The organism is Alcaligenes faecalis, from assembly GCF_002443155.1.
Classification (GTDB): domain Bacteria; phylum Pseudomonadota; class Gammaproteobacteria; order Burkholderiales; family Burkholderiaceae_B; genus Alcaligenes; species Alcaligenes faecalis.
Genome location: NZ_CP023667.1, coordinates 2,228,799 through 2,254,752 on the forward strand (window position 1 = coordinate 2,228,799; position 25,954 = coordinate 2,254,752).

Here is a 25,954-nt window from a genome sequence, read left to right on the forward strand (position 1 = left end):
GCATCGATAAGCTCCACCAGGATTCTGAATAGCTTTGTCTTTGCCAAAAACCAAGTGGGTGGCTCGGATCAGAGGGAAAGCAACCTAGGCTTGAAACATTCCGTAGAGCCAAAGAAAAAGCGCCCTGGTTTCCCAAGGCGCTTTTTTACTGCCGTTTCAACTACGGTTTACTGCATGTGCTGGTCAGCTCTACTGCTCAACGCTCACCAGCACAGCAGAAATCAGAGCCTGCTGATTACTGGATACTACGGGTGAACGTAAACTCGCCGTCCTTCCAGTCCACAGGCACCACATCTTTAGGACCAAAGCGGCCTTCCAGAATCAGGCGTGCCACCGGGTTTTCAATGTGCTGCTGGATAGCACGTTTCAAAGGACGTGCGCCAAACACAGGGTCAAACCCAGCCTTGGCCAACTGCGCCAAAGCAGCCTCGCTGACTTCCAGATGCATATCACGCTGGGCCAGACGCTGATCCAGACGTTCAAGCTGGATACGAGCAATGGACTCGATGTGTTCTGCTTCCAGACCGTGGAACACCACCACTTCGTCGATACGGTTCAGGAACTCGGGGCGGAAATGCTGTTTCACTTCTTCCCACACCACTTCCTTGATCACATCGTAAGGCTCACCCGACAAACGCTGAATATGCTGCGAACCCAGGTTCGAAGTCATGATGATCACTGTATTGCGGAAGTCCACCGTACGGCCCTGGCCATCGGTCAAACGACCATCGTCCAGCACCTGCAAGAGCACGTTAAAGACGTCGGGGTGTGCTTTCTCTACCTCGTCCAGCAAAATCACCGAATAAGGTTTGCGACGCACGGCCTCGGTCAGGTAACCGCCCTCTTCATAGCCCACGTAGCCGGGAGGCGCCCCGATCAAGCGGGCCACCGAGTGTTTCTCCATGAACTCGCTCATGTCGATACGAATCATGTGATCCTCGGAGTCAAAGAGGAAGTTGGCCAATGCCTTGGTCAGCTCGGTCTTGCCCACGCCAGTTGGCCCCAGGAACAGGAAGGAACCATATGGGCGGGACGGATCAGACAGACCCGCACGCGAGCGACGGATGGCATCCGATACCAAACGTACTGCTTCACCTTGACCGACCACACGCTTGTGCAGGTAGTCTTCCATCTGCAAGAGCTTTTCACGCTCGCCCTGCATCATCTTGGACACCGGAATACCGGTTGCACGCGAAACCACTTCCGCGATTTCCTCGGCACCGACCTGCGTACGCAACAAGCGAGGTTTGTCCTGATCAGCCTTGTCCATATTGGCTTCAGCCGCTTTCAGGCGCTCTTCCAGTTCGGGCAGCTTGCCGTATTGCAGCTCAGCCAACTTGTCGAACTGACCCTTGCGTTGCAGCTCGGCCATTTCGGCACGGACTTTCTCGATTTCCTCTTTAACAACTTGCGAGCCCTGAACCGCCGCTTTTTCGGCTTTCCAGATCTCTTCATAGTCGTTGTACTCGCGCTGCAGCTTTTCCATCTCGTCATTGATGGCCTGCAAACGACGCTGAGAGGCCTCGTCCGTGTCCTTGATGACGGCTTCACGCTCGATCTTCAACTGTATGATGCGGCGATCCAGCTTGTCCATGACCTCGGGCTTGGAGTCGATCTCCATACGGATACGGGCAGCAGCCTCGTCGATCAGGTCAATGGCCTTATCGGGCAGGAAGCGGTCCGTAATGTAACGCTGCGACAGCTCGGCCGCGGCCACAATGGCCGGGTCGGTAATCGCCACACCGTGGTGCAGCTCGTAGCGCTCCTGCAAACCGCGCAGAATCGCAATCGTGGACTCCATGTCCGGCTCGTTCACCAGCACCTTCTGGAAACGACGCTCCAGAGCGGCATCCTTCTCGATGTACTGACGGTATTCGTTCAGCGTGGTGGCACCGATACAGTGCAACTCGCCGCGCGACAAGGCGGGTTTGAGCATATTGCCCGCATCCATGGCGCCCTCGGCCTTGCCGGCGCCCACCATGGTGTGCAGCTCGTCAATAAAGACAATGGTTTTGCCATCGTCCTTGGACAGCTCTTTCAAGACAGCTTTCAGACGCTCTTCAAACTCACCGCGATACTTGGCACCGGCCAGCAAAGCCGCCAGGTCCAGCACCAGAACACGCTTGCCCTTCAGGGTTTCAGGCACTTCGTTGTTCACGATACGCTGCGCCAGCCCTTCCACAATGGCGGTCTTGCCCACCCCGGGCTCACCAATGAGCACAGGGTTGTTCTTGGTGCGACGCTGCAGAATCTGGATCGTGCGGCGAATTTCGTCGTCACGACCAATCACCGGGTCCAGCTTGCCCAGACGGGCACGCTCGGTCAGGTCTGTGGTGTATTTGTCCAGCGCCTCACGGTTGCTATCACCTTCGGCATCATTCACATTGGCACCACCGCGTACGGCTTCAATAGCGGCCTCCAGCGCACGACGCTGCAAACCGGCATCGCGCAGGGCACGACCCGTTTCACTCTTGTCATCAGCCAAGGCCAGCAGGAACAATTCGCTGGCGATATAGGTGTCACCGCGCTGAGCGGCTTCCTTGTCAGTTTTGGCCAAGGCGGCTTGCAGAGCCGAGCTGAGCTGCTGCTGACCTTCCGCCCCTTGTACCTTGGGCAGATTGGAGATCAGGCGGTTGAGCTCGTTTTCCAGACGGGGAATGGCAACGCCCGCACGAGCCAGCAAGCTGCCTGTGCCAGAGTCGGCATCAGCCAGCAAGGCGACCAGCACGTGGGCAGGTTCCAGATAGGGGTTGTCTTCGCGAACAGCCAGGCTCTGCGCATCGGCTAGAGCCTGTTGAAACTTCGTTGTCAATTTATCGATTCGCATAGAATTTTCACTTGAGAAAATATGCGATAAGCTAAAGCAAACAGTTACTAAATACTGCTCGCCCAGATCTCGCAACAAATAACAGGATGAATTGAAGATAAGGACAAAAACCAAGTATTCAAGTGTTTGGATCGCTTTTAAACAACAACCTGGCAAGAGCAGTCTGACCACGCTGTACCCGGCATGAGCAGCCATTTCCCGCATGGGGCGAGCCTTAAGAACTAAACATATTAAGGATTAGCGGGAATACCAACCAATAAAAAGCTACAATTACACTTGATTTGACTCAAAGATTTAGCGTTTCGCCATCTGACATTATTCCTTATGCAAAAACGTATCTCGGTTACCGCTGACTCCATACGCTGCTCCAGCTGTATGCTCAATGAGGTGTGTCTACCTCTTGGGATGCCTAAGCATGAAATGGAGCGGTTGGACGAATTAGTCAAGGAGCGCATCCGCATCCCCAAGGGCGGCGTGCTGTTTCGACTGGCCGACTCGGTCGAGGGAATCTATGGCCTGCGCTCTGGTTCGATCAAGATGCAGCTGGAAGATTCCACCGGCCACATCCAGATTACGGGCTTTTTATTACCAGGAGAAATCCTGGGCATGGATAGTCTGGTTGAAAATCGCCATGTCTCCCACGCCATCGCCCTGGAAGACAGCGAGGTCTGTGTGATCCGCCTCGATGATCTGGACCGTCTGTCGGCCCAGCTGCCTATCTTGCAACAGCAGTTCCGTCGCTTGATGAGCAAGGAAATCAACCGCGCCCATCAGTTGATGATGACGTTGGCCGGACTGCGTTCCGAGCAACGCCTGGCCGCCTTCTTGCTGAACCTGTCCCAGCGCCTGTCGCTGCTTGGCTACTCCCCTTACGAATTCATTCTGCGCATGAGCCGCGAAGAAATCGGCAACTTCCTGGGCCTGACACTGGAAACGGTCAGCCGCCTGTTCTCGCGTTTTGCGCGCGAAGGTTTGCTGAAAATCTCCCAGCGCGAAGTCCACTTGCTGGACCTGGCCGCCCTGCGTACGCTGGCAGGCACGGAGTGCGATTAAAGCTCCTGGCCCTTGCCTAGGCCTCAAATAGCTTGCTGAACGCGCTACGGCCTGCTGCACCGCTCCTGGGCACACACTGCGCACAAAAAAAGCACATGCAATTTGCATGCGCTTTTTTCTTTTAAGCGCTTGTCTGGATCAGTCCAGACTATCTGCCGGTTCAGCCAATGCCGCTGGCGAGCCAGACGACATATACAGGCTAAGCGTACAAGCCACCGATGCGGCTACCCAGAACAGAAAAAACGCCACCGTATAAAAGGTCAGTCGATCCACTTGCATATGTCCAAGTACAACGATGTCCAACGGGTCCACCAAGGCAAACACAATTGCACTTAGCACCCCAGCGACCAGGAATGAAGGCCACAGTATCCACATCAACGATCGGATGGTCATTCGTACCCCCTTCTTGAACGGAAACATACTTCTCTCAACCCTAGCGTAACGGTGTATCAACTACTTTCAGTGCTGCTCTCGAGCAGGCTCGCCTTTGGTGACGACCAGGCCCTGCTTGACGCCGCCGTCTGTCACTCCCTGATTACTGAAGTTCTGGAACGCCAGCACAATAGTGATGGCGCAGCCCACGATAGCCAGAGCCGGGCCGGCCATCAACAACCAGGGCCACGGTTCACGCCACCAGGGTCCACTGTCCTTTGATTCGTCCATGTTTTGCTCTTTATAAAGTTACTGAGGAATGTAGAAACTACTGCGTTCATTCACGTAGGTCTTGCGGCCCCCGTCGTGCTCGCCTACCGCCTGGATTGAAATATCATACAGGCCCGGCTTGGCACTACTAATTGGGACTTGCACCACGACCGGCAACAATCGATTGCCAGCAGGCGCCACATGAATGTGATCCTGGCCGTTCTCGGTCAAATGAATGCGCGCGCCTTCCAGACCGGTGACGGACAACTGCAGCTCCATGGCCTCTTCCGAGGTATTGATGACTTGCAGACGGAACACGTTTTCAATCATGCCGCCGGGCACTTCACGCCCCAGTGCGCCACGGTCACGGATCACGTCCACCCGCATCGGTGTACGTGTCGCCAAGGTATAGACGAAGGCACCACAAATGACGGCCAGAATCAGGATATAAGACAGCACGCGCGGGCGCAGCATGCGACGTCGCACCTGGGGCTGCGTCATGCGCTCCTTAATGGCGCGCTCCGAGGTGTAGCGGATCAGGCCCTTTTCGTAGCCCATCTTGTCCATGACCTGGTCACAGACGTCCACACAGGCGCCACAGCCAATACACATGTATTGCAGGCCATCGCGAATATCAATACCGGTCGGACAGACCTGAACACAGAGACTGCAGTCCACACAGTCGCCCATGCCGGCTTCTTTGTGGTCAATCTTGCGAGATCGACCACCGCGGGTTTCACCACGCACGAAGTCGTAAGTCACCACAAAGGTATCACTGTCCACCATGGCACTTTGGAAACGTGCGTAGGGGCACATGTACTTACAAACGGCTTCGCGCATGAAACCGGCGTTACCCCAGGTGGCAAAGGCATAGAACAAGAGCCAGAACCACTGCCAAGGGCCCAGGGACAAGGCAATCAGCTCGCCCCCCAGTTCACGGATCGGAGCGAAGTAGCCAATAAAGGTAAAGCCGGTCCACAAAGCAATCACGATCCACAGGAAGTGCTTGGTTGCCTTGAGACGTAATTTACGGGCGTTCCAGGCTTGTTCATCCAAGCGGATACGCGCCAGACGGTCCCCTTCCACCTTGCGCTCGACCCACATGAAGATCTCGGTATAGACCGTCTGCGGACAGGCGTAGCCACAGAACAAGCGGCCGGCCATGGCGGTGAAAAGGAATAATGAGAAGGCAGATATCAGGAGCAGCACCGTCAGGTAGATAACGTCCTGGGGCCACAAAATCATGCCAAAGATGTAGAACTTGCGTTCCAGCAGGTCAAACAGCACCGCCTGACGACCGTGCCATTCCAGCCAGGGCAGACCATAGAAGATGATCTGCGTGAAATACACCATCCAGATCCGCCAGCGGGCGAACACGCCCTTGACGGATCGTGGATAGATTTTGCTGCGTACATCGACCAGCGCCTTCTCGACTTGCGGAGAGGTTCCACCCGCTCCCTTGGTGTTACGTGGAGGTTGCCACTTGGGCACGGTTCCCTGCGCGTTATCAGCGCCGGGTTGGGAAGAATCACTACTCATTGCAAGTCCTGAAGGCGTCAGATCAATTTAAAACACACTAGTTAGCCTGGGCAGGCTCGGCATTGTTCGACAAGCCCCAGACCCAACCTGCCAGCAAACGAATCTGCTCAGGAGTCAGAGTGGCTTTCTGTGCCGGCATCTGGTTGGTACGACCCTGCAGGACAGTCTGAACGATAGTGGCTTCGGAGCTGCCATACAGCCAGTAATCGTCAGTCAGGTCAGGAGCGCCCAACAGCGTGTTGCCCTTGGCATCCGCACCGTGACAGGCAAAACACGCGCTGTCATAGACACGTTTACCAGCAACCAGACGCAGAGGATCGGCAGCCAGGCCGGACAAGGAACGCACATACTGAGCCACATCGGAGGCTTGAGCGGGGGTGAATTGCGCTTGTGGCGGCATCATCCCGGTACGGCCTTCGGTAATGGTGTGCAGAATCTGCTCGGGCTCGCCACCCCACAACCAGGCTTTGTTGGCCAGGTTAGGGAAGCTGGGACCACCTTGTGCATCGGAACCGTGACACTGAGCGCAGTTGTTCAAGAACAGACGCTGACCAATTTCGCGGGCTTCCTGATCGCGAGCGATCTCTTCGATAGGCATTTCGCGGTAACGGGCGTACACAGGCTCCAGGCGAGCATTGATCTCGGCCTGTTGCTGCTTGACCTGCTGGCCGGAACTAAAACCCAATGTACCCTTGAAACTGCCCAGGCCGGGGTACAGCACCAGGTAACCCAAGGCAAACACACACAAACCGATGTACATCACAGTCCACCAGCGAGGCACCGGCGTGTTCAGCTCGGTCAGGTCACCATCCCAGACGTGGCCGGTTTCTTCCACATCGACCGTCTTGCCCAGAAATGCACGCTGGGTAAACAACAGCCACAAACAAAATATGATGCCTAGCAAGGCGATGCCGGAAATCCAGAGGCTCCAGCCATTATTAAAAAAGTCACTCATTCGGAACCCCCAGGGTTTTTATCGTTGCATCCCTCGTCGGGCAAGGCGAAAGGCAGAAGCGCGGCTTCTTCGTTGGCCTGGCGGCGTCCCCGAGAGAACGCCCACCAGCAAATGCCAAGGAAGGTCGCCATCGCCAAAGCAGTCATAACACCGTTGATGATGGCTAGCATTTAGTGACTCCCCTGCTCCACAGCCCTAGCAGCTGCGTCGCGACTGGCTACACCCAAGCCTTGCAGATAGGCAACCACGGCATCTTCTTCGGTCTTGCCCACCAGCTCCCCTGGAGCGGCATCAATTTGTTCCTGCGTGTACGGCACACCCAGCGTACGCAATACCTTCATGCGATCCTGAATGTTTTCACCTTCGACCGAGTTTTTCTGCAGCCATGGGTAGGCGGGCATATTGGACTCTTTCACCACGTTACGTGGGTTACGCAGGTGAATGCGGTGCCATTCGTCGCTGTAGCGCTGGCCCACACGGGCCAGGTCAGGACCCGTACGCTTGGAACCCCACAGGAAGGGATAGTCATAGACGGACTCCCCAGCCAGCGAGTAAGGACCATAACGCTGCACTTCGGACTGCAACATACGAATCTGCTGCGAGTGACAGCCCACACAACCTTCACGGATGTAGATGTCACGCCCCATCAGTCGCAAGGGCTCGTACGGCTCGATGCCTTCAGTGGGCTGGGTCGTCGAGTGTTGAAAGAACAAGGGCACAATCTGAACCAGACCTGCGAAAGAGATCACCAAGATGCTCAGGATGATCAACAACCCGGTATTTTTCTCGATCGTGGCGTGTGAAAAGCGCTTTTTAGTGTCATTAGCCATGATTTACTCCTTAGGCCAGCACAGGGGTGGGACCCACCAGGGCTGGATCGCGGGCGTCTGGGTTCTTGAGGGGCACAACAGGGTTGATGCCTTTCTCGCCTGCACGGATGGTCAGGAACACGTTCCAGGACATCAGCAAGATACCGGCCACAAAGAAGGCGCCGCCCAGAGCACGGATAGCGTAGAAGGGGTAAGTCGCCTTCACAACTTCCACAAAGCTGTAGGTCAAGGTGCCGTCAACACCGGTAGCACGCCACATCAGACCTTGCATCACACCGGCAATCCACATCGCGGCGATATACAGCACCACGCCCAGGGTAGCCAGCCAGAAGTGCAGATCGATCAGACGAGGACGAGCCATTTCAGTACGGCCGTACAGACGTGGGATCAGGTAGTACAGGGAACCGAAGGTAATCATGGCAACCCAGCCCAGCGCACCGGAGTGCACGTGACCAATGGTCCAGTCGGTGTAGTGCGACAGCGCGTTCACCGTGCGGATAGCCATCATGGAGCCTTCAAAGGTCGACATGCCGTAGAAGGACAGGGCCACAACCATGAACTTCAGGATCGCGTCAGTACGCAGCTTGTGCCAGGCACCCGACAGGGTCATGATGCCGTTGATCATGCCGCCCCAGGAGGGAGCCAGCAGAATCAGGGAGAAAGTCATGCCCAAGGACTGGGTCCAGTCTGGCAAGGAGGTGTACAGCAAGTGGTGAGGACCAGCCCACATGTACGTAAAGCCCAGAGCCCAGAAGTGGACGATGGACAAGCGGTAGGAGTAGATGGGACGGTTGGCCTGTTTGGGGATGAAGTAGTACATCATGCCCAGGAAGGACGTGGTCAGGAAAAAGCCCACGGCGTTATGGCCGTACCACCACTGCACCATGGCATCCTGCACACCGGCGTAGGCCGAGTAGGACTTCATGAAGCTGACGGGCAGTTCCAGGTTGTTGAAAATGTGCAGTACAGCGATCGTGACGATGTACGAGCCAAAGAACCAGTTGGCCACATAGATGTGACGCACACGGCGCTTGACGATCGTGCCAAAGAACACAATGGCGTAAGCCACCCAGACCAGCGTGATCAGGATGTCAATGGGCCATTCCAGTTCGGCGTACTCTTTGGAGCTGGTGTAACCCATAGGCAGGGTAATGACCGCAGCCACCAGCACAGCTTGCCAACCCCAGAAAGTGAAGGCGGCCAGCTTGTCGCAGAACAAACGGGCCTGACAGGTACGCTGCACGACATAGTAGGATGTCGCGAACAAGCCGGTGCCACCAAAGGCAAAAATCACAGCGTTCGTATGCAGTGGACGCAGACGTCCAAAACTAAGCCACGGTGTGTCGAAATTGAGTTCTGGCCAAATCAACTGCAAGGCAATAAAAAGGCCTATTGCCATGCCGATGACGCCCCAAAATACGGTCATGATGGCGAACTGCCTCACAATCCCGTAATTGAAGACTTCGGCGTTATTTCCGACTGCATCGGAAGTGCCCATTTGCTTCCCCTAAACAAACATTGTTAATACAAGCGACAACAAGCTACATCATCCAGCAAGTCGGTAATCCGCTACTTGATGCTTATCAAAAAACTTCGGAAAGCACGCGCTCGCGTGTGTTTCCGCCCCGCAGACTGTGTGTCGCCGACCATTTGCAGGGCTAAAAAACAAAATTGGCAGGTATCAGGAATCGGGTGGACGCTTTGCTCCCGACAGACCCACTGTGGAGTCGTCGTCCAGCAAGATGGAATCCGCCGCATTGCCCGTATCTTCAAACTGACCGGCAAAAATCGCCCACCAGAAAGAGACACCGATGACAATGACCAGAAAAATGGAGATGGGGATCAGGACCAGCAAAGAGCCAAACATATCAGCCCTGCCTTGCTGCTGGACCGGTCCATTGAGCCGGCACCTCGCGGGTGCGGCTGCGATAGATGCGCCAGGAGTTGGCCGCCACGGCCAAAGAGGACACCAGCATGCTGACGGCGGCCAGCCAGGGGGCCACAATGCCCAAGGCCGCCAAAGGAGTCATGAGCAAGTGCCAGACGATCGAACCGTACAGGTTTTGACGAGCGATGCGACCGGTTTGCTGGGTCAGTTGTACAACTTCAAATTCATTTTTCGCAGGTCTGGCCAGCAAGCCTGCATGCGCCGAGGCGACGGCTGAAGGAACCGACATGGACATGGCACAGGGGCAGCTCATGACCAGCATGGCAACCACCACGGGAACAACATGCGAGGGGTCTATCCAGTACCAGACCAGGCCAAAGGCAGCAGCCAGCACCAGCTGGATGCTGACAAACCAGAACGCCAGCGTATTGGAATGACCCGTCACGGACTGACGAAAGCGTTCGATCAGATCATGGGAGGCCGATTGCGTAACCGACTGGCGCGCACAAAGCTCCAGATAACGAGCGGTCAGCAAAAAGGCCACGAACATCGTGACCGAGTCGTAATACACCTCGCCTTGCTGGGTCCAGGTGTTATAGACGCTGGGCAGGAAGGCACCCACAATACCCAGAGCCACGGGCACGTCCATGCCAACACGCCCTTCGGACAGGCTTTTGAGCGCGCCCTTCAAGATGGGCCAGGCACAGTACAGAACAACAGGCATGGTCAGGCACAGGCCCGCCCAGTTCATGAGCACAATGACTTGCGAAAGGGATTCGATGTCTTCAGCGCGAGTGCTGAAGGAGCGCATATAACCGGGAAAAGCAAACATCATCACCTGCATGGCAGCCAGCCAGGACAGCCCCAAACGGGCTAATGTGTGTCGCCGACGCGACCGCTGCTCATCAGTGAGAGGCTTTGGAAGAGAAAAAATCGAATATGCGCGCATGGAAGGACTATAAGCCACTGATATTTCTTCATTCTTGATTTAAATCAATACGACTTTGCTTCGATCCTATATCGTTGTCCTTATGCATCTTGTTCAGGCCGTTACCCCCCCAACACGGCGCTAACTGTTCAATGCTTTCAAGGCTGCTCATTGGCAGCCTTTTTTTTATTCCCAAACGCAAGCCAGGACAACTCCGTTGCATTGGCTATCTGCTCCTTGCACGGCCAAAGTCTACCACGCCTTGTCTCTATGAGAATGGCTTGATTATCAAGCCTTTTCATGACGAAATGACGTAACTGCGTGAATGCAAATCAATTCACGAAAACGTCCATCCTGAATTTAAAAACATGCAGAGCCTGCCACCCGCTTTGCAAGCCTTTTCAGGCCCGTTTTCTGCCCTCGTTCTCGGTACTTCCAAACCCTGTTCAAAGCCATTGCCATCAAATATCAAGCCTTCAAATTTGATATTTGAAATATGTAGTTTTTAAGCAAAAACCAGCGCGCAAACAAAAAGCAGCCCACCGACTGGAGCGTACGGTGGGCTGCCTGCAACCAGAGAAGGGGCTATCTACCCTTCCCTGTCCTGCTTATGCCTCGGAGGGCGCGAACTGCTCGGCTTCGGTCGAACCGGCCAGTGCGGTTGTCGAGGACTTACCGGCTTCAACTGTCTGGGTGACAGCGTCAAAGTAGCCTGTACCCACTTCGCGCTGGTGTTTCACCGCGGTAAAGCCCAGTGGTGCCGCGGCGAACTCTTTTTCCTGCAGTTGAACGAAGGCGCTCATCTGGTTGCGGGCGTAGCCGTGAGCCAGTTCGAACATGCCGTAGTTCAGTGCGTGGAAACCAGCCAGGGTGATGAACTGGAACTTGTAGCCCATGGCACCGAGCTCGCGCTGGAACTTGGCAATGGTGGCGTCGTCCAGGTTCTTCTTCCAGTTGAACGATGGCGAGCAGTTGTAGGACAGCAGCTTGCCAGGGAACTGACGGTGGATGGCTTCCGCAAAGCGGCGAGCGTATTCCAGATCCGGGGTGGAAGTTTCGCACCAGACCAGGTCGGCGTAAGGAGCGTAGGCCAGACCACGGGCAATGGCTTGATCCAGACCGGCACGAGTGCGGTAGAAGCCTTCAACCGTACGCTCGTCCAGAATGAAGGGGCGATCGTACTCGTCCACATCGCTGGTGATCAGGTCCGCTGCGTCCGCATCGGTACGGGCAACCAGAATCGTGGGAACGTCCAGAACGTCGGCAGCCAGACGAGCAGCCACCAGCTTAGAGATGGCTTCACGAGTGGGCACCAGCACCTTGCCACCCAAGTGACCACACTTCTTGGCCGAAGCCAGCTGGTCCTCGAAGTGAACGCCAGCAGCGCCCGCCACAATCATGGCTTTCATCAGTTCAAATGCGTTCAGCACGCCACCGAAACCGGCTTCCGCGTCGGCCACGATAGGAGCGAAGTAATCCACGTAGCCTTCGTCACCTGGGTTCACCCCTTCCATCCACTGGATCTGATCACAGCGGGCCAGGGAGTTGTTGATGCGACGCACCACGGAAGGCACCGAGTTAACGGGGTACAGCGATTGGTCAGGGTACATTTCGCCGGCGCTGTTGGCATCGCCAGCCACTTGCCAACCCGACAGGTAAATCGCTTTCAAACCAGCCTTGACCTGTTGCATGGCCTGGTTACCCGTCAGGGCGCCCAGTGCATTCACAAAGGGTTCCTGATTGATGGACTGCCACAGACGCTCAGCGCCACGGCGAGCCAGAGTGTGCTCCTCGACCAGAGAACCACGCAAACGAATTACTTCCTCAGCGGTGTAACCACGCTTGATACCTTGCCAGCGTGGATCTTCTGCCCAGCGTTTTTGCAAATTGCGGATCTCAGTTTCTCGAGCATTCATGATGGACTCCTAAGATGGATTGAACAGTGAACAAGATGACTACAGTCTACCCAAATGCTGCACCGCAACCATGTTTTCTATCTTATATAAGAGTAATTATTTTTCTGTTTAATATCATATAGATAAATAAATAATTTCGAGATATGAAATGACTTACCTGTTTGTGAAATGAAAAACTGTGCGACGCGACAGGCGTTTTTTGCATACTGAGACAAGGATTTCACAATGTGGGATAATCGTCTTTATGCTGCCCGGTGAGCGCCTGCTCGCTGCACCGGTTTCCTGTTTTATTTCTGCAGTACCCGCCAATGAGCAACACCTCCCCTCTAAAAGACTCGCCTCTTGGGCACGATGTGGTTTATCCCACACAGTACGATCCCAGCGTCCTGTTTGGCATTGAGCGCTCCCTGAACCGCCAGGCGCTCCAAGTTCCCGAGCAATGGAATGGTGCCGATATCTGGAACGGTTACGAAATCTCCTGGCTCAATCCCAAAGGAAAGCCCGTTGTCGCCCTGGCACGCTTTGTCATTCCCTGGAATAGTCCACGCATCATTGAATCCAAGTCCTTCAAGCTTTATCTGAACTCGTTCAATGATGAAGTGGTGGAAGATATGGCCAGTCTTGTGCAGCGCATGGAGCACGACTTGAGCGCGGTTGCCGGTGCTGCCGTCAATGTGACGCTGATTCCGCTTGGCGCCTTGAACGGTCAGCCCATCAGCCAGTTGGAAGGCCACTGCATTGATGAGCTGGACATCAGCATTCAGGACTACACGCCACAAAGTGGTTTGCTGAAATGCCTCCCAAATGCCCCCATTGTGACCGAGTCCCTGGTGTCCGATTTGCTCAAGTCCAATTGCCCTGTCACCGGCCAGCCCGACTGGGGCAGCGTGCAAGTGCGGTACACCGGTCCGCAGATTGATCCTGCTTCCTTGCTACGCTATATCGTTTCGCTGCGCCGTCACACCGAGTTCCATGAGCATTGTGTAGAGCGCCTGTACAGCGATATTTTGCAAAGCTGCCAGCCTGAACGTTTGCTGGTGTACGCGCGTTATACCCGCCGCGGCGGCCTGGACATCAATCCCTGGCGCAGCAGCCACGCGGATAGCGTGGACGAACCTCGACTGGCGCGTCAGTGATCTCTATATAAAGCCCGCTAGGGATGTTTGAACCAGGAGGGCCAATACGCCTTTCTGGATTCAAGGTGCCAAGCCCCGCAGCAAGACGCAGTCAGGGCAAGAAAAAACCCCAAAAACTTGACAGGTTTTTGGGGTTCTCTTTTAGGGCTGTCCAAGTAGCCATGAATAGCTTCAAGCCAATCAGGATTTGGTCGCACGACTTACGGTAGAAGCCACATACACCGCCAGGCCGGCCGCAGTCCAATACCCGATGGCTGCGCCGTACCAGGGAGCCTGGGTCAAGCCCACGTCCAGCAGCAAACCGAAGCCTACTGGCGCCAGAGAAGAGCCCACGTCCATGCCCGAATACACCAGGCCGTATACCGCGCCGGTAGACCCTTTGGGGGTGACACGGCGTATCAGCATGTCCCGCGACGGCGAGGCAATGCCCGAGCAGAAACCAGCCGCCCCCACCACAAACAAGGCCAGTGACGGCATGACCCAGCCCGCGCCCAGCACCAGCAGCAAAGCCCCGGATACGCATAGAGACACAAACACAATGACTTCAGAGCGTGGTGTGGTGGAAGCAATGAAGCCGCCTACGAACATGCCCGCGGCCGAAGCCAGCATGAAGCCGGACAAGGCCGTACCCGCCGTCACCTTATCAATGCCATAGGTGTTGTGCAGCATGGGGATGGTGTAGTTCTGCACCACCGCCATGGCTGCCGTCGCAAAGGCGAAGAACAGGAAGGCACCCCACAAGGAGGGACGCGACAGCAAGGTAGACAAGGTCGTCCAGACCGACTCCTTGGCCTGCGGACGCGCAGGCGCTGCTCCCGAGGCCGTGCGCCCTGCCAAGGCATCCCGGTTCATCAGAACCAGCACCAGAATGGCCGCAATCAAGGCTGCCGCCGAGAGTACAGCAACGCGCCAGTTGAAATAGATGGTCAGCGTGGTGATAAAGACCGGCGTCAAGGCCCAGCCCAGATTCCCCGTCAAACCGTGTGCGCTAAAAGCGTGACCCAAACGAGCCGGGCTGACACGGTGATTCAGGATGGAATAATCCACCGGATGAAACACGGCATTGCCCACGCCACCGATCAAGGCCGCCGCCAGCAACATACCATAGCCATTGGCCGTACCGATCAGCAAGGCCGCTACCACAAAACAGGACAGGCCCACCTTCAGGACCGGCAAGGCGCCGATGCGGTCAACCAGAAAACCGGAAGAAGCCTGCCCAAAACAGGACACCAGATAAAAGGTGGTTACCAGACCGCCCAAGGTCAGGAAGTCGTAACCGAATTCCTGGCCCAGGGAGATATACAGTGTGGGCAGAATCAGCTGAAAGAAGTGCGAACTGGCGTGTGCAATACCGATGACACCAATAACCCGCCAGTCCTGCGAACCGTCGGGCCCCGCCCCGTCCAGCGTCCTTGTTGATGAATTAGCCATTTGTCTTAGAGTTGCTTTTTCTTGATTTCCGGCCAGGCCTTTTGCAAGTAGTAGCACATGGACCAGACCGTCAGGACTGCGGCGACAATAATCAGGGCTTGCCCAATGATCCGTGTCGGCAAGCCCATAACAGGCGACCAGTACAGCAGACAAGGAATGGCAACCATTTGCGCCGCAGTTTTGAATTTACCCAAGCGGTGAACAGCCACACTACCACTGGCACCAATCTTGGCCATCCATTCCCGCAATGCCGAAATGGTGATTTCGCGGCCAATAATAATCAGCGCGATAAAGGCATCCACACGGCCCAGATCCAGCAAGACCAGCAAGGCAGCGCTGACCATGAGCTTGTCCGCAACCGGGTCCAGAAAGGCGCCGAAGGAGGACGTCTGGTTCCAGCGACGAGCCAGCCAGCCGTCAAACCAGTCCGTAGCGGCGGCCACGATAAACACCGAAGCGGCCCACAGATCGCGTGTTTCCATGCTCAGCCAATCCGCTGGCAGATAAAACAGGGCGACGATCAAGGGGATCAGAACGATGCGAAGCCACGTCAGGGCTATGGGCAGATTAAAAGGCATAGCTTGGATACCAACCTAATTTAAAACAAAGGCTCTCGCCTATCGTAAAGCATGATAAATGCGTTCGGCCAGTTCAGTGGATATTCCATCAACCGCACTAAGCTCATCAATACTTGCATCGGCGACCCCGCTGAAACCACCAAAGCGAGCCAGCAGACGCTGACGCCGTTTGGCGCCAATCCCGTCAATATCTTCCAGGCGTGACACATTGCGCGTTTTGGCACGTTGGGCACGCATGCCCGTAATGGCAAAACGGTGCGCTTCATCACGCACCTGAGCGACCAGCATCAAGGCCGCAGACTCCACACCCAACGCCACAGGCGGGCGATCATCGGCAAACACCAGAGTTTCCAGACCTACTTTACGCTTTTCACCCTTGGCAACGCCGACCAGAACATGAATATCCAGGCCCAGTTCTACAAAAACCTGGCGCGCGATCTCCACCTGGCCCTTGCCGCCATCAATCAAAACAATGTCGGGCAAAGGTGCCAAACCTTCGGCAACCCGCGAGAAACGTCGGTTCAGCACCTGGCGCATGGCCGCATAATCGTCACCCGGCGTGATGCCTGCAATGTTGTAGCGGCGATAAAGCGAATTCTGCATCTCGTGGTGTTTATAAACCACACAGGAGGCTTGAGTGGCCTCCCCTGCCGTATGGCTGATATCGAAACATTCAATGTGCAGGGTATCGAGCTGGGCCTCATCCAGGTCCAGCTGCAGCGCTTCAGCCAGGGCTCGGGTTCGATCGGCACGGGCGGTAGATTCGCTCAATACTCGGGCCAGTGCCAGGCCGGCATTCTTGGTAGCCTGCTCCAGCCAGATCTTGCGCACCCCTTGCGGACGCACCACAACGCGCGCCTTCACGCCAGTTTGCTCGGCCAGCAGCGGCATCAGGTCCGCATCGGGCAAAGCGTGCGAACAGACCAGAACCGGCGGCATGCGGCGCTCCAGATAGTGCTGGGCGATAAATGCCGCCAGCACATCACTGGGAGTGTCATCGTTGATTTGTGTGGGGAAGAACGCGCGGTCGCCCAGGTGACGGCCACCGCGCACCATGGCCATGTTCACACAGAACTTACCACCGGCGTTCAGCACCACAATAATGTCCACATCTTCCTTGCCCACCTGCTCCATGCTTTGCTGTTGCAGTACGGCGGACAAGGCTTTCATCTGGTCGCGCAAAATCGCTGCCTGCTCGAAATCCAGCGAGTCCGAGGCCTGCATCATGCGCTCTTGCAGCTCGCCCAGGATTTCAGAGGTATTGCCGTCCAGAAAGCTGATGGCGCGCTGCACATCCAGTTGATACTGCTCGGGCGAGATCAGGTTCACACAGGGTGCCGAACAGCGCCCGATCTGATGCAGCAAACAGGGGCGGCTACGATTGGCGTAGACACTGTCCTCACAGGTCCGCAAACGGAACACCCGCTGCAGGATCTGAATGGTTTCACGCACCGCCCAGGAGTTGGGATAAGGACCGAAGAAATGCCCCTTTCCGCTGGTACTGCCCCGGTAGTAGGCAATACGAGGCGCCTGGTGGGCGCTGATCATCAGGTAGGGGTAGGACTTGTCGTCCCGGAAAAGAATGTTGTAGCGCGGTCGCAGACGCTTGATGAGGTTGTTTTCCAGCAGCAAGGCCTCGGCCTCGCTGCGGGTGACGGTGACCTCGATGCGCGCGACGCGCGCCACCATATGGGCAATACGGGGACTGCTCAGCGTTTTCTGGAAGTACGAGCTGACACGGCGCTTGAGATCACGCGCCTTGCCCACATACAGTACCTCGCCCTGTTCGTCGATGTGCCGGTACACGCCCGGCAGATTCGGCAAATCAGACAGATAGGATTTTAGATTGAAGTCCGCGGGCATATTGATAGTGTTCATCCGCTTGCAAAGCGTCCCAATCCAAGGCTGGCGTGGTGGGCATCAGACGACGAATGCGGTTTTGCGATTCTTCGGAAATCGTGAAATCCAGGCGCGAGAGCAAGTCGTCGGCCAGATCAGGACGATTGCATACCAGCACCATGTCGCAACCGGCCCCCAAGGCGGCCTGAGCACGTGCCAGGATATCGCCCACTACGGTGGCGCCTTCCATGGTCAGGTCGTCGGAGAAGATCACGCCATCATAGGCCAGGGCCTTGCGCAGCACACGCTGAATCCAGTATGGCGAGAAGCCGGCTGGCAGCGGGTCTACTTTGGAATAGATCACGTGAGCAGGCATGACGGAGGGCAGCTGCAAGGTGCCCAGCCAGCCGTAAGGGGCAGCATCCTCGTCCAGAATCTCTTCCAGCGTACGGTCGTCCACGGGAATCTCGTGGTGCGAATCCGCCTCTACGCCGCCATGACCGGGAAAATGCTTGCCGCAGGCAGCCATACCGGCCTTGTTCAAACCACGGATCAAGCCAGCGGCCAACATGGAGACGGCGCGAGGATTACGGTGGAAGGAACGATCACCAATGACCTTGCTGACACCCCAGTCCAGATCCAGTACCGGCGTAAAGCTCATGTCCACGCCGCAAGCGCGCAGCTCGGCCGCCAGCACATAGCCCGTATCGGCGGCCACCGCAGCGGCCTTGACGGCATCGCGCGTCCACAATTGACCCAACTGGCTCATGGCGGGCAGCGTGGTAAAGCCATCCTCGCGGAAACGCTGCACCCGGCCACCCTCGTGGTCCACGGCGATCAGCAAGGGCTCATCACGCGCGTCGTGAATGGACTGGCACAGGGCGGTCAGCTGAGCACGGTTTTCAAAGTTGCGGCTGAACAGGATCACGCCACCGACCAGCGGATGACGCAGGCGCTCGCGCTCCTGATCCGTCAGGACCATGCCCTGCACGTCCACCATGACCGGGCCCGGAGGCAGTACTGCTTGCGAGGAAGAACTCATTTAGTGTCAGACTCAGCTAAGGATAAGGAAGGAATGGCAGGCGCTTTGGCTTCCAGCACTACAAAGGCCATGGCCATATCGGATTCATCAGTCAGGGAAATATGAACAGCCCCGAAGCGGGCGTCAAACCAGCTTTGCAGATCCGCGGACAGGCGCACCATCGGGCGGCCGCCAGGCGCATTCAGGGTTTGCATGCGCGACCAGGCCATGGGCATGCGCATGCCCAGCCCCACCGCTTTGGAAAAGGCTTCCTTGGCCGCGAAACGCGTGGCCAGATAACGCAGGCCGCGCACCGGGTCGCGTGCCTGACGGCGAGCATAAACTTCCCGCTCCTGCTCGCCCAGGATGCGCTTTACAAAGCGATCACCATGACGAGCCAAGGCGCGCTCGATCCGCTCGATACGGATCAGGTCGGTGCCGATGCCGGCAATCAAACCGGACGGTATTGGGGGCATGATGTCATCAGAAAAAATACAGCGAAAACGGCTTGGGCCGCCTACCAGCTTGCAATGATACCGTGAGAGCGCAGAATACAAAAACGGCCCTGCCAGAGCAGAGCCGTTTTTTTCGACTTCAAGCAAGCCGACTTAGAACGCGCGCTTGTCGATCACCCGTTTGGCCTTGCCGGTCACAGTACGCTCGACCATGCCGGAGGACTGCACACGGATACGTGCGCTAACGCCAATAAAGGTCTTGATGGAGTGAGTCAAACGACGGGCCAGTTGCTCGCGCTGGGCTTCATTCAAATGATTGAACTCGGCACGCACTTCCACCAGAATTTCCAGCTCGTCCATATTGCCGTTACGGCTCAGAACCAGTTGGTACTGGGCAGCCAGCTCAGGCATTTTCAGAACCAGTTCTTCGACCTGGGTCGGGAACAGGTTCACACCACGCACAATCAGCATATCGTCGCTGCGGCCAGTGATCTTGCCAATGCGGCGCATGCTGCGCGAAGTGGGCGGCAACAGTTGTGTCAGGTCGCGAGTACGGTAGCGAATGACGGGCATGGCTTCCTTGCTCAGCGAGGTAAAGACCAGTTCACCGCTTTCACCCTCGGCCACAGGCTCGCCGGTTTCAGGGTTGATGATTTCGGGGTAGAAATGGTCTTCCCACACCACTGGGCCGTCCTTGCTTTCCACACACTCCATGGCTACACCCGGGCCCATCACTTCGGACAGACCGTAGATGTCCACGGCGTCGATGCCAGCGCGCTGCTCAATATCCAGACGCATCTGGCCTGTCCAGGGCTCGGCACCAAAAATACCGATACGCAAGGAGGTATCGCGTGGGTCCATGCCCTGGCGCTCGATCTCTTCCACGATATTGCAGAAGTACGAGGGGGTAACCAGAATCACGTCGGGACGGAAATCCTGAATCAGCTGAACTTGTTTTTCAGTCTGACCACCGGACATGGGAACCACGGTACAACCCAGACGCTCGGCACCGTAGTGCGCACCCAGACCGCCGGTGAACAGGCCGTAGCCGTAAGCCACGTGGGCAATGTCACCCGGACGGGCACCGGCCGCCCACATGGAACGGGCAAACAAGTCTGCCCAGGTGGAAATGTCCTTGGCGGTATAGCCAACCACGGTAGGCTTGCCCGTGGTGCCGCTGGACGCGTGAACGCGTGCTACCTGTTCGCGGGGAACCGCAAACATCTTGAAGGGGTAGTTGTCACGCAGGTCCTGCTTGGTCGTGAAGGGGAACTTGGAAATATCCGACAATTGCTTCAAATCGTCGGGGTGCACGCCCGCTTCATCAAATTTCTGCCGGTAATGCGGCACATTGTCGTAAGCATGCTTTAGCGTCCATTTCAGACGCTCCAGCTGCACATTACGGATTTCGTCAACACTTGCATGCTCGATGGCATCGCGGCCAACCTGTTCTTTAATTGCTGTCATGGTGTACTCCTGCCCTGCCGCTGGTGTGGTACTACCGCCCCCCCGGGTCTACAGGGTATGTATCGTCAAAAGTTATTTTTTTTCAATCCCGCCCAATACCGTGCCATTTAGCCGGTACGAGCGCCCACGGAACAAGGCAACGCGCTTGTCGTTCTGGTTGACCACCTCGATGTCATACACACCCGTGCGGCCTGCCAGGGAAGCCTCGACGGCGCGAGCTGTCAGAACATCCCCTTCAAAGGCAGGTGCCAGGTAATCGATGGTGCAGCCGGACGCAACGGTCGGTGCATTGCGAGAATTGCAGGCAAACGCAAATGTGCTGTCGGCCAAGGCAAAAATGAAACCACCGTGACAGGTCTTGTGGCCGTTGAGCATGTCGGCGCGCACCGTCATGCTCATATTGGCCGCACCCGGTGCCACGCTGTCCAGGCTCAGGCCCAGGCCCTGAGAGGCCTGGTCATTGCCATACATATACTCGCTGACCTGTTGGGCCAGCGCTTGTGGGTCTTCAACAGCAAGTGCGTTGCTTTGCATTACTTTCCTTTGAATTGGGGGGCACGTTTGCCCAGGAATGCATTAACACCCTCGCGATAATCCTCGGATGCACCCAGTTCACGCATCAAGTCGCGTTCCAGATCCAACTGTTGATCAAGCGAATGGGCATCACTGGCATAAATCGCTTTCTTGGCATAGGCCAGACCTTTGGTCGGGGCCTGGGCAAAATGGGCGGCCAGCTCATTCAGGCGAGCCTGGAACGCGTCGTCATCCACACATTCCCAGATCAGGCCCCACTGAGCCGCCTGCTCGGCCGAGAGCTTATCGCCCAGCAAAGACAGACCCATGGCGCGTGCTGTACCCACCAGACGCGGCAAGAAGAAGGTACCGCCGGTATCGGGCAAGAGGCCCAAGCGGCAGAAAGGCTGGATGAAGCTGGCCGAGCGGGTGGCGATCACGATGTCACCGGCCAGAGCCAGGTTGGCACCGGCACCGGCAGCCACACCGTTGACACCCACCACCACAGGGGCCGCCAGCGCGCGCAGGCGACGCACCAGCGGTGCGTAGTATTTCTCGATGGTGCCACCCAGATCCACGGGAGCATCACCGGCGCTCATCTGACGCTCGGACAAATCCTGACCCGCGCAAAAGCCACGGCCATTACCCGTCAGAATCAGTACGCGCAGATCCGCGCACTGTTCGACTTTATCCAGCGCCTGAGCCAGCTCACCGTGCATATCGGCCGTAAAGCTGTTGAGCTTGTCGGGACGGTTCAAGGTAATGCGTGCTACGCCATTTTCCAGCTGAAATTGAATACTTTGGTCAGTCACCTGGCCACCCTCCTTTAGAAATGCCAGCGAGTCTGAACGACACGGAAACGGTTAGCGACATAGGCCGAATCCGACAGGGATGCGTTGGCGGCCGGGTTGGCGCCCGTGCCGTGGAAGTCGCTGTAGGCTGCGGTCTGGTTGATGAACACAGCGCCGGTCAGGTTCAGGGACAGGGACACGCCGGAACGCTCGGCCATGCGCTGGATCTTGGCAGTCACAGCATCATCAGTGCTGTAAGCCGACAAGGTCAGTGCGCCGTGCTCGATCACGTTGCGGCCTGCCACTTCAATGCTTTGCTCGGTCGAATCGGTTTGCACCACAAACACGATGGGGCCAAACCATTCTTGCTGGATCTCCGGCTGGTCCACACGGGCCTGCAAGACCAGCGGTGTGCGTACGCGGGCACCGGGGAATGTGGGGTGCTCCAGCGTCTGGCTGTCAGCCAGGACAGGCATGCCCAATTGGCGAGCCTGATCAATACGCTTTGCGCAAGCTTCGTTTTGCACGGCGCCGGTAATTTCAACGGCGCGGGCCGGATCGGACACCAGCTTTTGCACGGCTTGTGCCAGGCCTTGCGCCACTTCATCAAAGCTCATCACACCATCGGCAGTACGGATACCGTCGCGAGGCACATAGATGTTCTGAGGAGCGGTACACATCTGGCCGGAGTACAGTGCAAAGGAGAAAGCCAGGTTGCGGGCAACGGCCTTGAAATCTTCAACCGAATCAATAATGACCTGGTTCACACCGGCTTTTTCGGTGTAAACCAAAGCGTGGCGGGCATTTTCTTCCAGCCAGTTACCGTTTTGGCTGCTGCCGGTAAAGTCGATCAGCTTGACAGCCTTGTTCAGTGCCAGTTGCTGTGCGGTATCTTCCGATGGCTCGTGAGCGGCCAGCAAGACCACATTAGGATTGAAACCCGCTTCGGCCAGCACTTCGCGGGCGACAGCAACGGTAATAGCCAAAGGCAGAATCGCGCCAGGGTGCGGCTTCACAATCACGGTGTTACCGGTTGCCAGGGAAGCAAACAGGCCTGGGTAACCGTTCCAGGTCGGGAAGGTGGAGCAACCAATCACCAGACCAATGCCACGGGGTACCACTTTGAACTGCTTCTTCATCTGGATGGGATCATGCTTGCCCTGGGGCTTGATCCAGTCGACCAGACCGGGAATACGGGACATTTCCTGCCAGGCATAGGCCACGGCTTCCAGCGCACGCTCCTGAGCGTGAGGGCCACCGGCCTGGAAGGCCATCATGAAACCTTGACCCGTGGTGTGCTGCACAGCGTGCGCAATCTCAAAGCTGCGCTGGTTCAAGCGATGCAGGATTTCCAGGCAGATACCAACCCAGGCTTGCGGGCCAGCGTCACGCCAACTGTCCAGCGCCAGTTGCGACTGGGCCAGCAGTTGATCCACAGGCACTTTGGGATAGCGAATGCCCAGATCAAAACCAAAAGGCGATTGCTCATTGCCCACCTCACCTTGTGCGCCTTCCAGCGTCAAAGGAAAGGCTTTGCCGCGGTAGGCTTCAAAAGCAGCCTGACCCTCCTGAGCCGCAGTTTCACCGTAGGCGCGCGGGCTGGGATTCTCAGGGTAAGCGCTCCAGAAGTTGCGCTCCAGAATGCTGCTCAGAGCCTGATCCAGCGTTGCCTGATGCGTCTTGAAAAAATCTGCTGCCATACAATGTGCTCCTGAAACTAGTAGGACGCCAAGCTGCGAAGCTGGCGTCCAGATTCTTGAAAAACCGCTATTTTGCTGCGGTCTTAGGTTTCCTGATCGAAGTCAATCACCACCCGGTCGGTAACCGGAAAGCTTTGGCAACTGAGCACGAAACCGCGGGCGACTTCGTAATCTTCCAGTGCAAAGTTGGCGTCCATATCCACTTCGCCCTCTACCACTTTGCAACGGCAGGTGGAACAAACCCCACCTTTACAGGAGTAAGGCAATTCCAGCCCTTGCTCCAGCGCCGCGTCCAAAATACTGCTGTTGTTCTTGCTGATGGTCAGATTGCGGGTAATGCCATCCTGAATCACGGTCAGCTCGCACTCTTCCTTGCCCGGAGCCTTGCGCGACTCTTCGCCCGTACGCAAGGCACGTGGGCCTTTGGGAGCACCGAACAGCTCGAACTTGATCTGGGATTTTTCCAGGCCATTTTCCTGCAAGGCAGCAACCACCTGCTCGCTCATGTCCTGGGGACCGCAGACAAAGGCCACATCCACGCTGGCGGGATCGAACCATTGCTGCATCAGCTGACGCACTTTCTCGCCGTCCAGACGACCGTTAAAGAGGTCAATATCCTGCGTTTCCCGGCTCATGATATACACGATGGAGAAACGTTCCATATAGGTGTTTTTCAGGTCCTCGATCTCTTCGCGGAACATGATGGCCGAGGACGCGCGGTTACCGAAAAACAGCGTGAAGGTCGACTTGGGCTCGGTATCCAGCGCGGTTTTCACCAGCGACAGAATCGGGGTAATACCGCTACCGACCGCAAAGGCAGCGTAACGATGAGCCTGGCTGGGATCAAAGTCCACGGTGAAGTTGCCATCCGGCGGCATCACTTCCAGGGAAGCACCGGCTTCCAGGTGGCTGTTGGCCCAGGTAGAAAATGCACCATCATTGACGCGCTTGATCGCCACGCGCAGCAAACGGTCGTGCGGCGCTGCACAGATCGAGTAGGAGCGGCGCAGTTCCTGGCCGTCCAGATGGGTGCGCAAGGTCAGGTACTGACCGGGGCGGAACTGAAACACATCCTGCAAATCGTCGGGCACGGTAAAGGCCACCACCACGGCGTCGCGGGTGCTGCGGGAGACCGAGGCCACAGGAAGAGAATAAAACTGACTCATAGGACTAATGCGCCTTAAAGTAATCGAATGGTTCACCGCAGCTGATGCAGCGATACAGCGCTTTACAGGGTGTGGAGCCAAACTGGCTGATCACCCGTGTATGCGTGGAGCCGCATTGAGGACAGGCCACCACGGGCGCCTCGGGCTGACGCAGCAAACCAGAAATATCAACCGCACTTTGGGCCGGAGGAGCGATACCGTAGTCGCGCAAGGCCAGCTTGCCCTGCTCGCTCATCCAATCGGTCGTCCAGGCCGGTGACAACTTCGTATCCACCCGAACCTGCTCGATACCGGCCTGTTGCAAGGCCTGTTCAATCGAGTGGCTCATCTCGTACATCGCCGGACAACCGGAGTAGGTCGGTGTGATGGTGACCACACACACGCCCTGCTCCCAACTCACGTCACGCACAATGCCCAGGTCCAGCAAGGAGATCACGGGGATCTCCGGATCTGGAACCGTGGCCAATACTTGCATGACCTGCTCGGTGCTCCAGGTCTGTGTCATGGCGATCACCAAGTGGCGTCGGGATACATACGTGGCAGATGCTGCATTTCTGCCAACAGAAACCCTAACGCTTCTGTGTGACGGCCTTGCGGGCCACCACGGTAGGCCTTGTGCTGAGCATCCTGTTCGGCCGGGCAACGCAGGGTCGCGCGCTCCAGCGCATTCTGGATGTATTCCAGGCAAGGCTGCCACAGGCTGGCCATCAAAGGCACGGCCTGACGCTGGGCCAGTTCCTCGGTGACTTCGTCATCCAGGAACAGCTCGCCCAGGTAGAACCAGGCATCATCAATCGCTTTTTGCATGCGCTTGTGGCTTTCCGGGGTACCGTCACCCAGGCGCACGATCAAGTCGGTCGAGCGACGCAAGTGATACAGCACTTCCTTATGCGCCTTCTGGGCAATTTCGCGAATCTGCTCATCGCTGGATTCGATCAACTGCTCCAGCAGGAAGCAATGCCAGGCATCAAACAGGAACTGACGTGCCAGCGTGTCGCCGTAGTGGCCATTCTCGCGCTCCACCAACAAGTAGTTGGTGTACTCGTGAACATCACGGTGATAGGCCAGACGATCTTCGTCACGGCCCTGGCCTTCGGTTTCGCCAGCCAGAGTCAGCCACATGCGGGCCTGACCCAACAAGTCCAGTGCGGTGTTGGCACAGGCCAGCTCTTCTTCCAGAGCCGGGCCGTGGCCAGTCCACTCACCCAGACGCTGGGCCAGCACCAGGGTGGAATCGCCCATGCGCAGGGCGTAAGAAAACAGGGCTTTATCCATGCCG

At 56.8% G+C, this 25,954-nt stretch carries 25 protein-coding genes; 2 read left to right on the plus strand and 23 right to left on the minus strand.

Annotated features, from left to right (window positions below):
- Positions 1-235 precede the first annotated feature (235 nt).
- Entirely contained in the window at positions 236-2,827 is a 2,592-nt protein-coding gene (gene clpB, locus CPY64_RS10470; RefSeq protein ID WP_042481631.1) for an ATP-dependent chaperone ClpB, read from the minus strand.
- Between the two features lie 324 nt (positions 2,828-3,151).
- On the opposite strand from clpB, the gene CPY64_RS10475 reads away from it, so the two are divergent.
- Positions 3,152-3,880, plus strand: a complete 729-nt coding sequence (locus tag CPY64_RS10475; protein WP_009455938.1) for a helix-turn-helix domain-containing protein — start codon at positions 3,152-3,154, stop codon at positions 3,878-3,880.
- Between the two features lie 138 nt (positions 3,881-4,018).
- Here the strand turns inward: CPY64_RS10475 and CPY64_RS10480 are convergent, their stop codons facing one another.
- The 10 genes from CPY64_RS10480 to aceA form a co-directional block, all read right to left on the minus strand.
- A complete protein-coding gene (locus CPY64_RS10480) occupies positions 4,019-4,273 on the minus strand; it encodes a hypothetical protein (protein WP_042482206.1) in 255 nt (84 codons plus the stop codon).
- Between the two features lie 66 nt (positions 4,274-4,339).
- Positions 4,340-4,543: a FixH family protein gene (locus CPY64_RS10485; protein WP_042481634.1), complete on the minus strand. Its 204-nt coding sequence runs from the start codon at positions 4,541-4,543 to the stop codon at positions 4,340-4,342.
- Positions 4,544-4,561: 18 nt separating this feature from the next.
- A complete protein-coding gene (gene ccoG, locus CPY64_RS10490) occupies positions 4,562-6,061 on the minus strand; it encodes a cytochrome c oxidase accessory protein CcoG (RefSeq protein ID WP_042481636.1) in 1,500 nt (499 codons plus the stop codon).
- A gap of 37 nt (positions 6,062-6,098) precedes the next feature.
- Positions 6,099-7,016: a cytochrome-c oxidase, cbb3-type subunit III gene (ccoP, locus tag CPY64_RS10495; protein WP_042481638.1), complete on the minus strand. Its 918-nt coding sequence runs from the start codon at positions 7,014-7,016 to the stop codon at positions 6,099-6,101.
- The gene (locus CPY64_RS10500; RefSeq protein WP_009455945.1) at positions 7,013-7,186 is read right to left on the minus strand and encodes a CcoQ/FixQ family Cbb3-type cytochrome c oxidase assembly chaperone; all 174 of its coding nucleotides are present in this window, start codon (positions 7,184-7,186) and stop codon (positions 7,013-7,015) included. The genes ccoP and CPY64_RS10500 overlap by 4 nt, the downstream gene beginning before the upstream one ends.
- The gene (ccoO, locus tag CPY64_RS10505) at positions 7,187-7,846 is read right to left on the minus strand and encodes a cytochrome-c oxidase, cbb3-type subunit II (RefSeq protein ID WP_042481640.1); all 660 of its coding nucleotides are present in this window, start codon (positions 7,844-7,846) and stop codon (positions 7,187-7,189) included.
- A gap of 10 nt (positions 7,847-7,856) precedes the next feature.
- Entirely contained in the window at positions 7,857-9,344 is a 1,488-nt protein-coding gene (gene ccoN, locus CPY64_RS10510) for a cytochrome-c oxidase, cbb3-type subunit I (protein ID WP_021446465.1), read from the minus strand.
- A 183-nt stretch (positions 9,345-9,527) separates the two neighbouring features.
- Complete coding sequence (gene ccoS, locus CPY64_RS10515; protein WP_042481642.1) at positions 9,528-9,713, minus strand: cbb3-type cytochrome oxidase assembly protein CcoS; 186 nt, start codon at positions 9,711-9,713, stop codon at positions 9,528-9,530.
- A gap of 1 nt (position 9,714) precedes the next feature.
- Positions 9,715-10,683: a membrane protein gene (locus CPY64_RS10520; protein WP_042481643.1), complete on the minus strand. Its 969-nt coding sequence runs from the start codon at positions 10,681-10,683 to the stop codon at positions 9,715-9,717.
- A gap of 587 nt (positions 10,684-11,270) precedes the next feature.
- Positions 11,271-12,578, minus strand: coding sequence for an isocitrate lyase (gene aceA / locus CPY64_RS10525; protein WP_009455950.1), 1,308 nt, complete (start codon positions 12,576-12,578; stop codon positions 11,271-11,273).
- Between the two features lie 308 nt (positions 12,579-12,886).
- Between aceA and queF the strand changes: the two genes are divergently transcribed.
- A complete protein-coding gene (gene queF, locus CPY64_RS10530; protein ID WP_042481646.1) occupies positions 12,887-13,714 on the plus strand; it encodes an NADPH-dependent 7-cyano-7-deazaguanine reductase QueF in 828 nt (275 codons plus the stop codon).
- 180 nt (positions 13,715-13,894) lie between these two features.
- Here the strand turns inward: queF and CPY64_RS10535 are convergent, their stop codons facing one another.
- The 12 genes from CPY64_RS10535 to paaC form a co-directional block, all read right to left on the minus strand.
- On the minus strand, positions 13,895-15,145 hold the full coding sequence (locus CPY64_RS10535) for an MFS transporter (protein WP_042481648.1): 1,251 nt from the start codon (positions 15,143-15,145) through the stop codon (positions 13,895-13,897).
- Positions 15,146-15,150: 5 nt separating this feature from the next.
- Positions 15,151-15,723 carry a CDP-diacylglycerol--glycerol-3-phosphate 3-phosphatidyltransferase gene (pgsA, locus tag CPY64_RS10540; protein ID WP_026482947.1) on the minus strand — a complete coding sequence of 191 codons (573 nt, stop codon included), beginning with the start codon at positions 15,721-15,723 and terminating at the stop codon, positions 15,151-15,153.
- A gap of 39 nt (positions 15,724-15,762) precedes the next feature.
- Complete coding sequence (gene uvrC / locus CPY64_RS10545; RefSeq protein ID WP_042481650.1) at positions 15,763-17,586, minus strand: excinuclease ABC subunit UvrC; 1,824 nt, start codon at positions 17,584-17,586, stop codon at positions 15,763-15,765.
- Positions 17,549-18,604: a beta-N-acetylhexosaminidase gene (nagZ, locus tag CPY64_RS10550; RefSeq protein WP_026482949.1), complete on the minus strand. Its 1,056-nt coding sequence runs from the start codon at positions 18,602-18,604 to the stop codon at positions 17,549-17,551. The genes uvrC and nagZ overlap by 38 nt, the downstream gene beginning before the upstream one ends.
- A complete protein-coding gene (acpS, locus tag CPY64_RS10555) occupies positions 18,601-19,059 on the minus strand; it encodes a holo-ACP synthase (protein ID WP_042481654.1) in 459 nt (152 codons plus the stop codon). The genes nagZ and acpS overlap by 4 nt, the downstream gene beginning before the upstream one ends.
- A gap of 132 nt (positions 19,060-19,191) precedes the next feature.
- On the minus strand, positions 19,192-20,505 hold the full coding sequence (gene paaK, locus CPY64_RS10560) for a phenylacetate--CoA ligase PaaK (RefSeq protein ID WP_042481657.1): 1,314 nt from the start codon (positions 20,503-20,505) through the stop codon (positions 19,192-19,194).
- Positions 20,506-20,577: 72 nt separating this feature from the next.
- Positions 20,578-21,039: a hydroxyphenylacetyl-CoA thioesterase PaaI gene (gene paaI / locus CPY64_RS10565; RefSeq protein WP_042481660.1), complete on the minus strand. Its 462-nt coding sequence runs from the start codon at positions 21,037-21,039 to the stop codon at positions 20,578-20,580.
- Positions 21,039-21,830: a 2-(1,2-epoxy-1,2-dihydrophenyl)acetyl-CoA isomerase PaaG gene (gene paaG, locus CPY64_RS10570; protein ID WP_042481663.1), complete on the minus strand. Its 792-nt coding sequence runs from the start codon at positions 21,828-21,830 to the stop codon at positions 21,039-21,041. Before paaG ends, paaI begins: the two co-directional genes overlap by 1 nt.
- Positions 21,831-21,844: 14 nt before the next feature.
- Positions 21,845-23,509 carry a phenylacetic acid degradation protein PaaN gene (paaN, locus tag CPY64_RS10575; RefSeq protein ID WP_042481665.1) on the minus strand — a complete coding sequence of 555 codons (1,665 nt, stop codon included), beginning with the start codon at positions 23,507-23,509 and terminating at the stop codon, positions 21,845-21,847.
- A gap of 83 nt (positions 23,510-23,592) precedes the next feature.
- Positions 23,593-24,675, minus strand: a complete 1,083-nt coding sequence (gene paaE / locus CPY64_RS10580; protein ID WP_042481668.1) for a 1,2-phenylacetyl-CoA epoxidase subunit PaaE — start codon at positions 24,673-24,675, stop codon at positions 23,593-23,595.
- Between the two features lie 4 nt (positions 24,676-24,679).
- Complete coding sequence (gene paaD, locus CPY64_RS10585) at positions 24,680-25,180, minus strand: 1,2-phenylacetyl-CoA epoxidase subunit PaaD (protein WP_042482208.1); 501 nt, start codon at positions 25,178-25,180, stop codon at positions 24,680-24,682.
- A gap of 5 nt (positions 25,181-25,185) precedes the next feature.
- Positions 25,186-25,950, minus strand: a complete 765-nt coding sequence (paaC, locus tag CPY64_RS10590; RefSeq protein ID WP_035272706.1) for a 1,2-phenylacetyl-CoA epoxidase subunit PaaC — start codon at positions 25,948-25,950, stop codon at positions 25,186-25,188.
- Positions 25,951-25,954 lie beyond the last annotated feature (4 nt).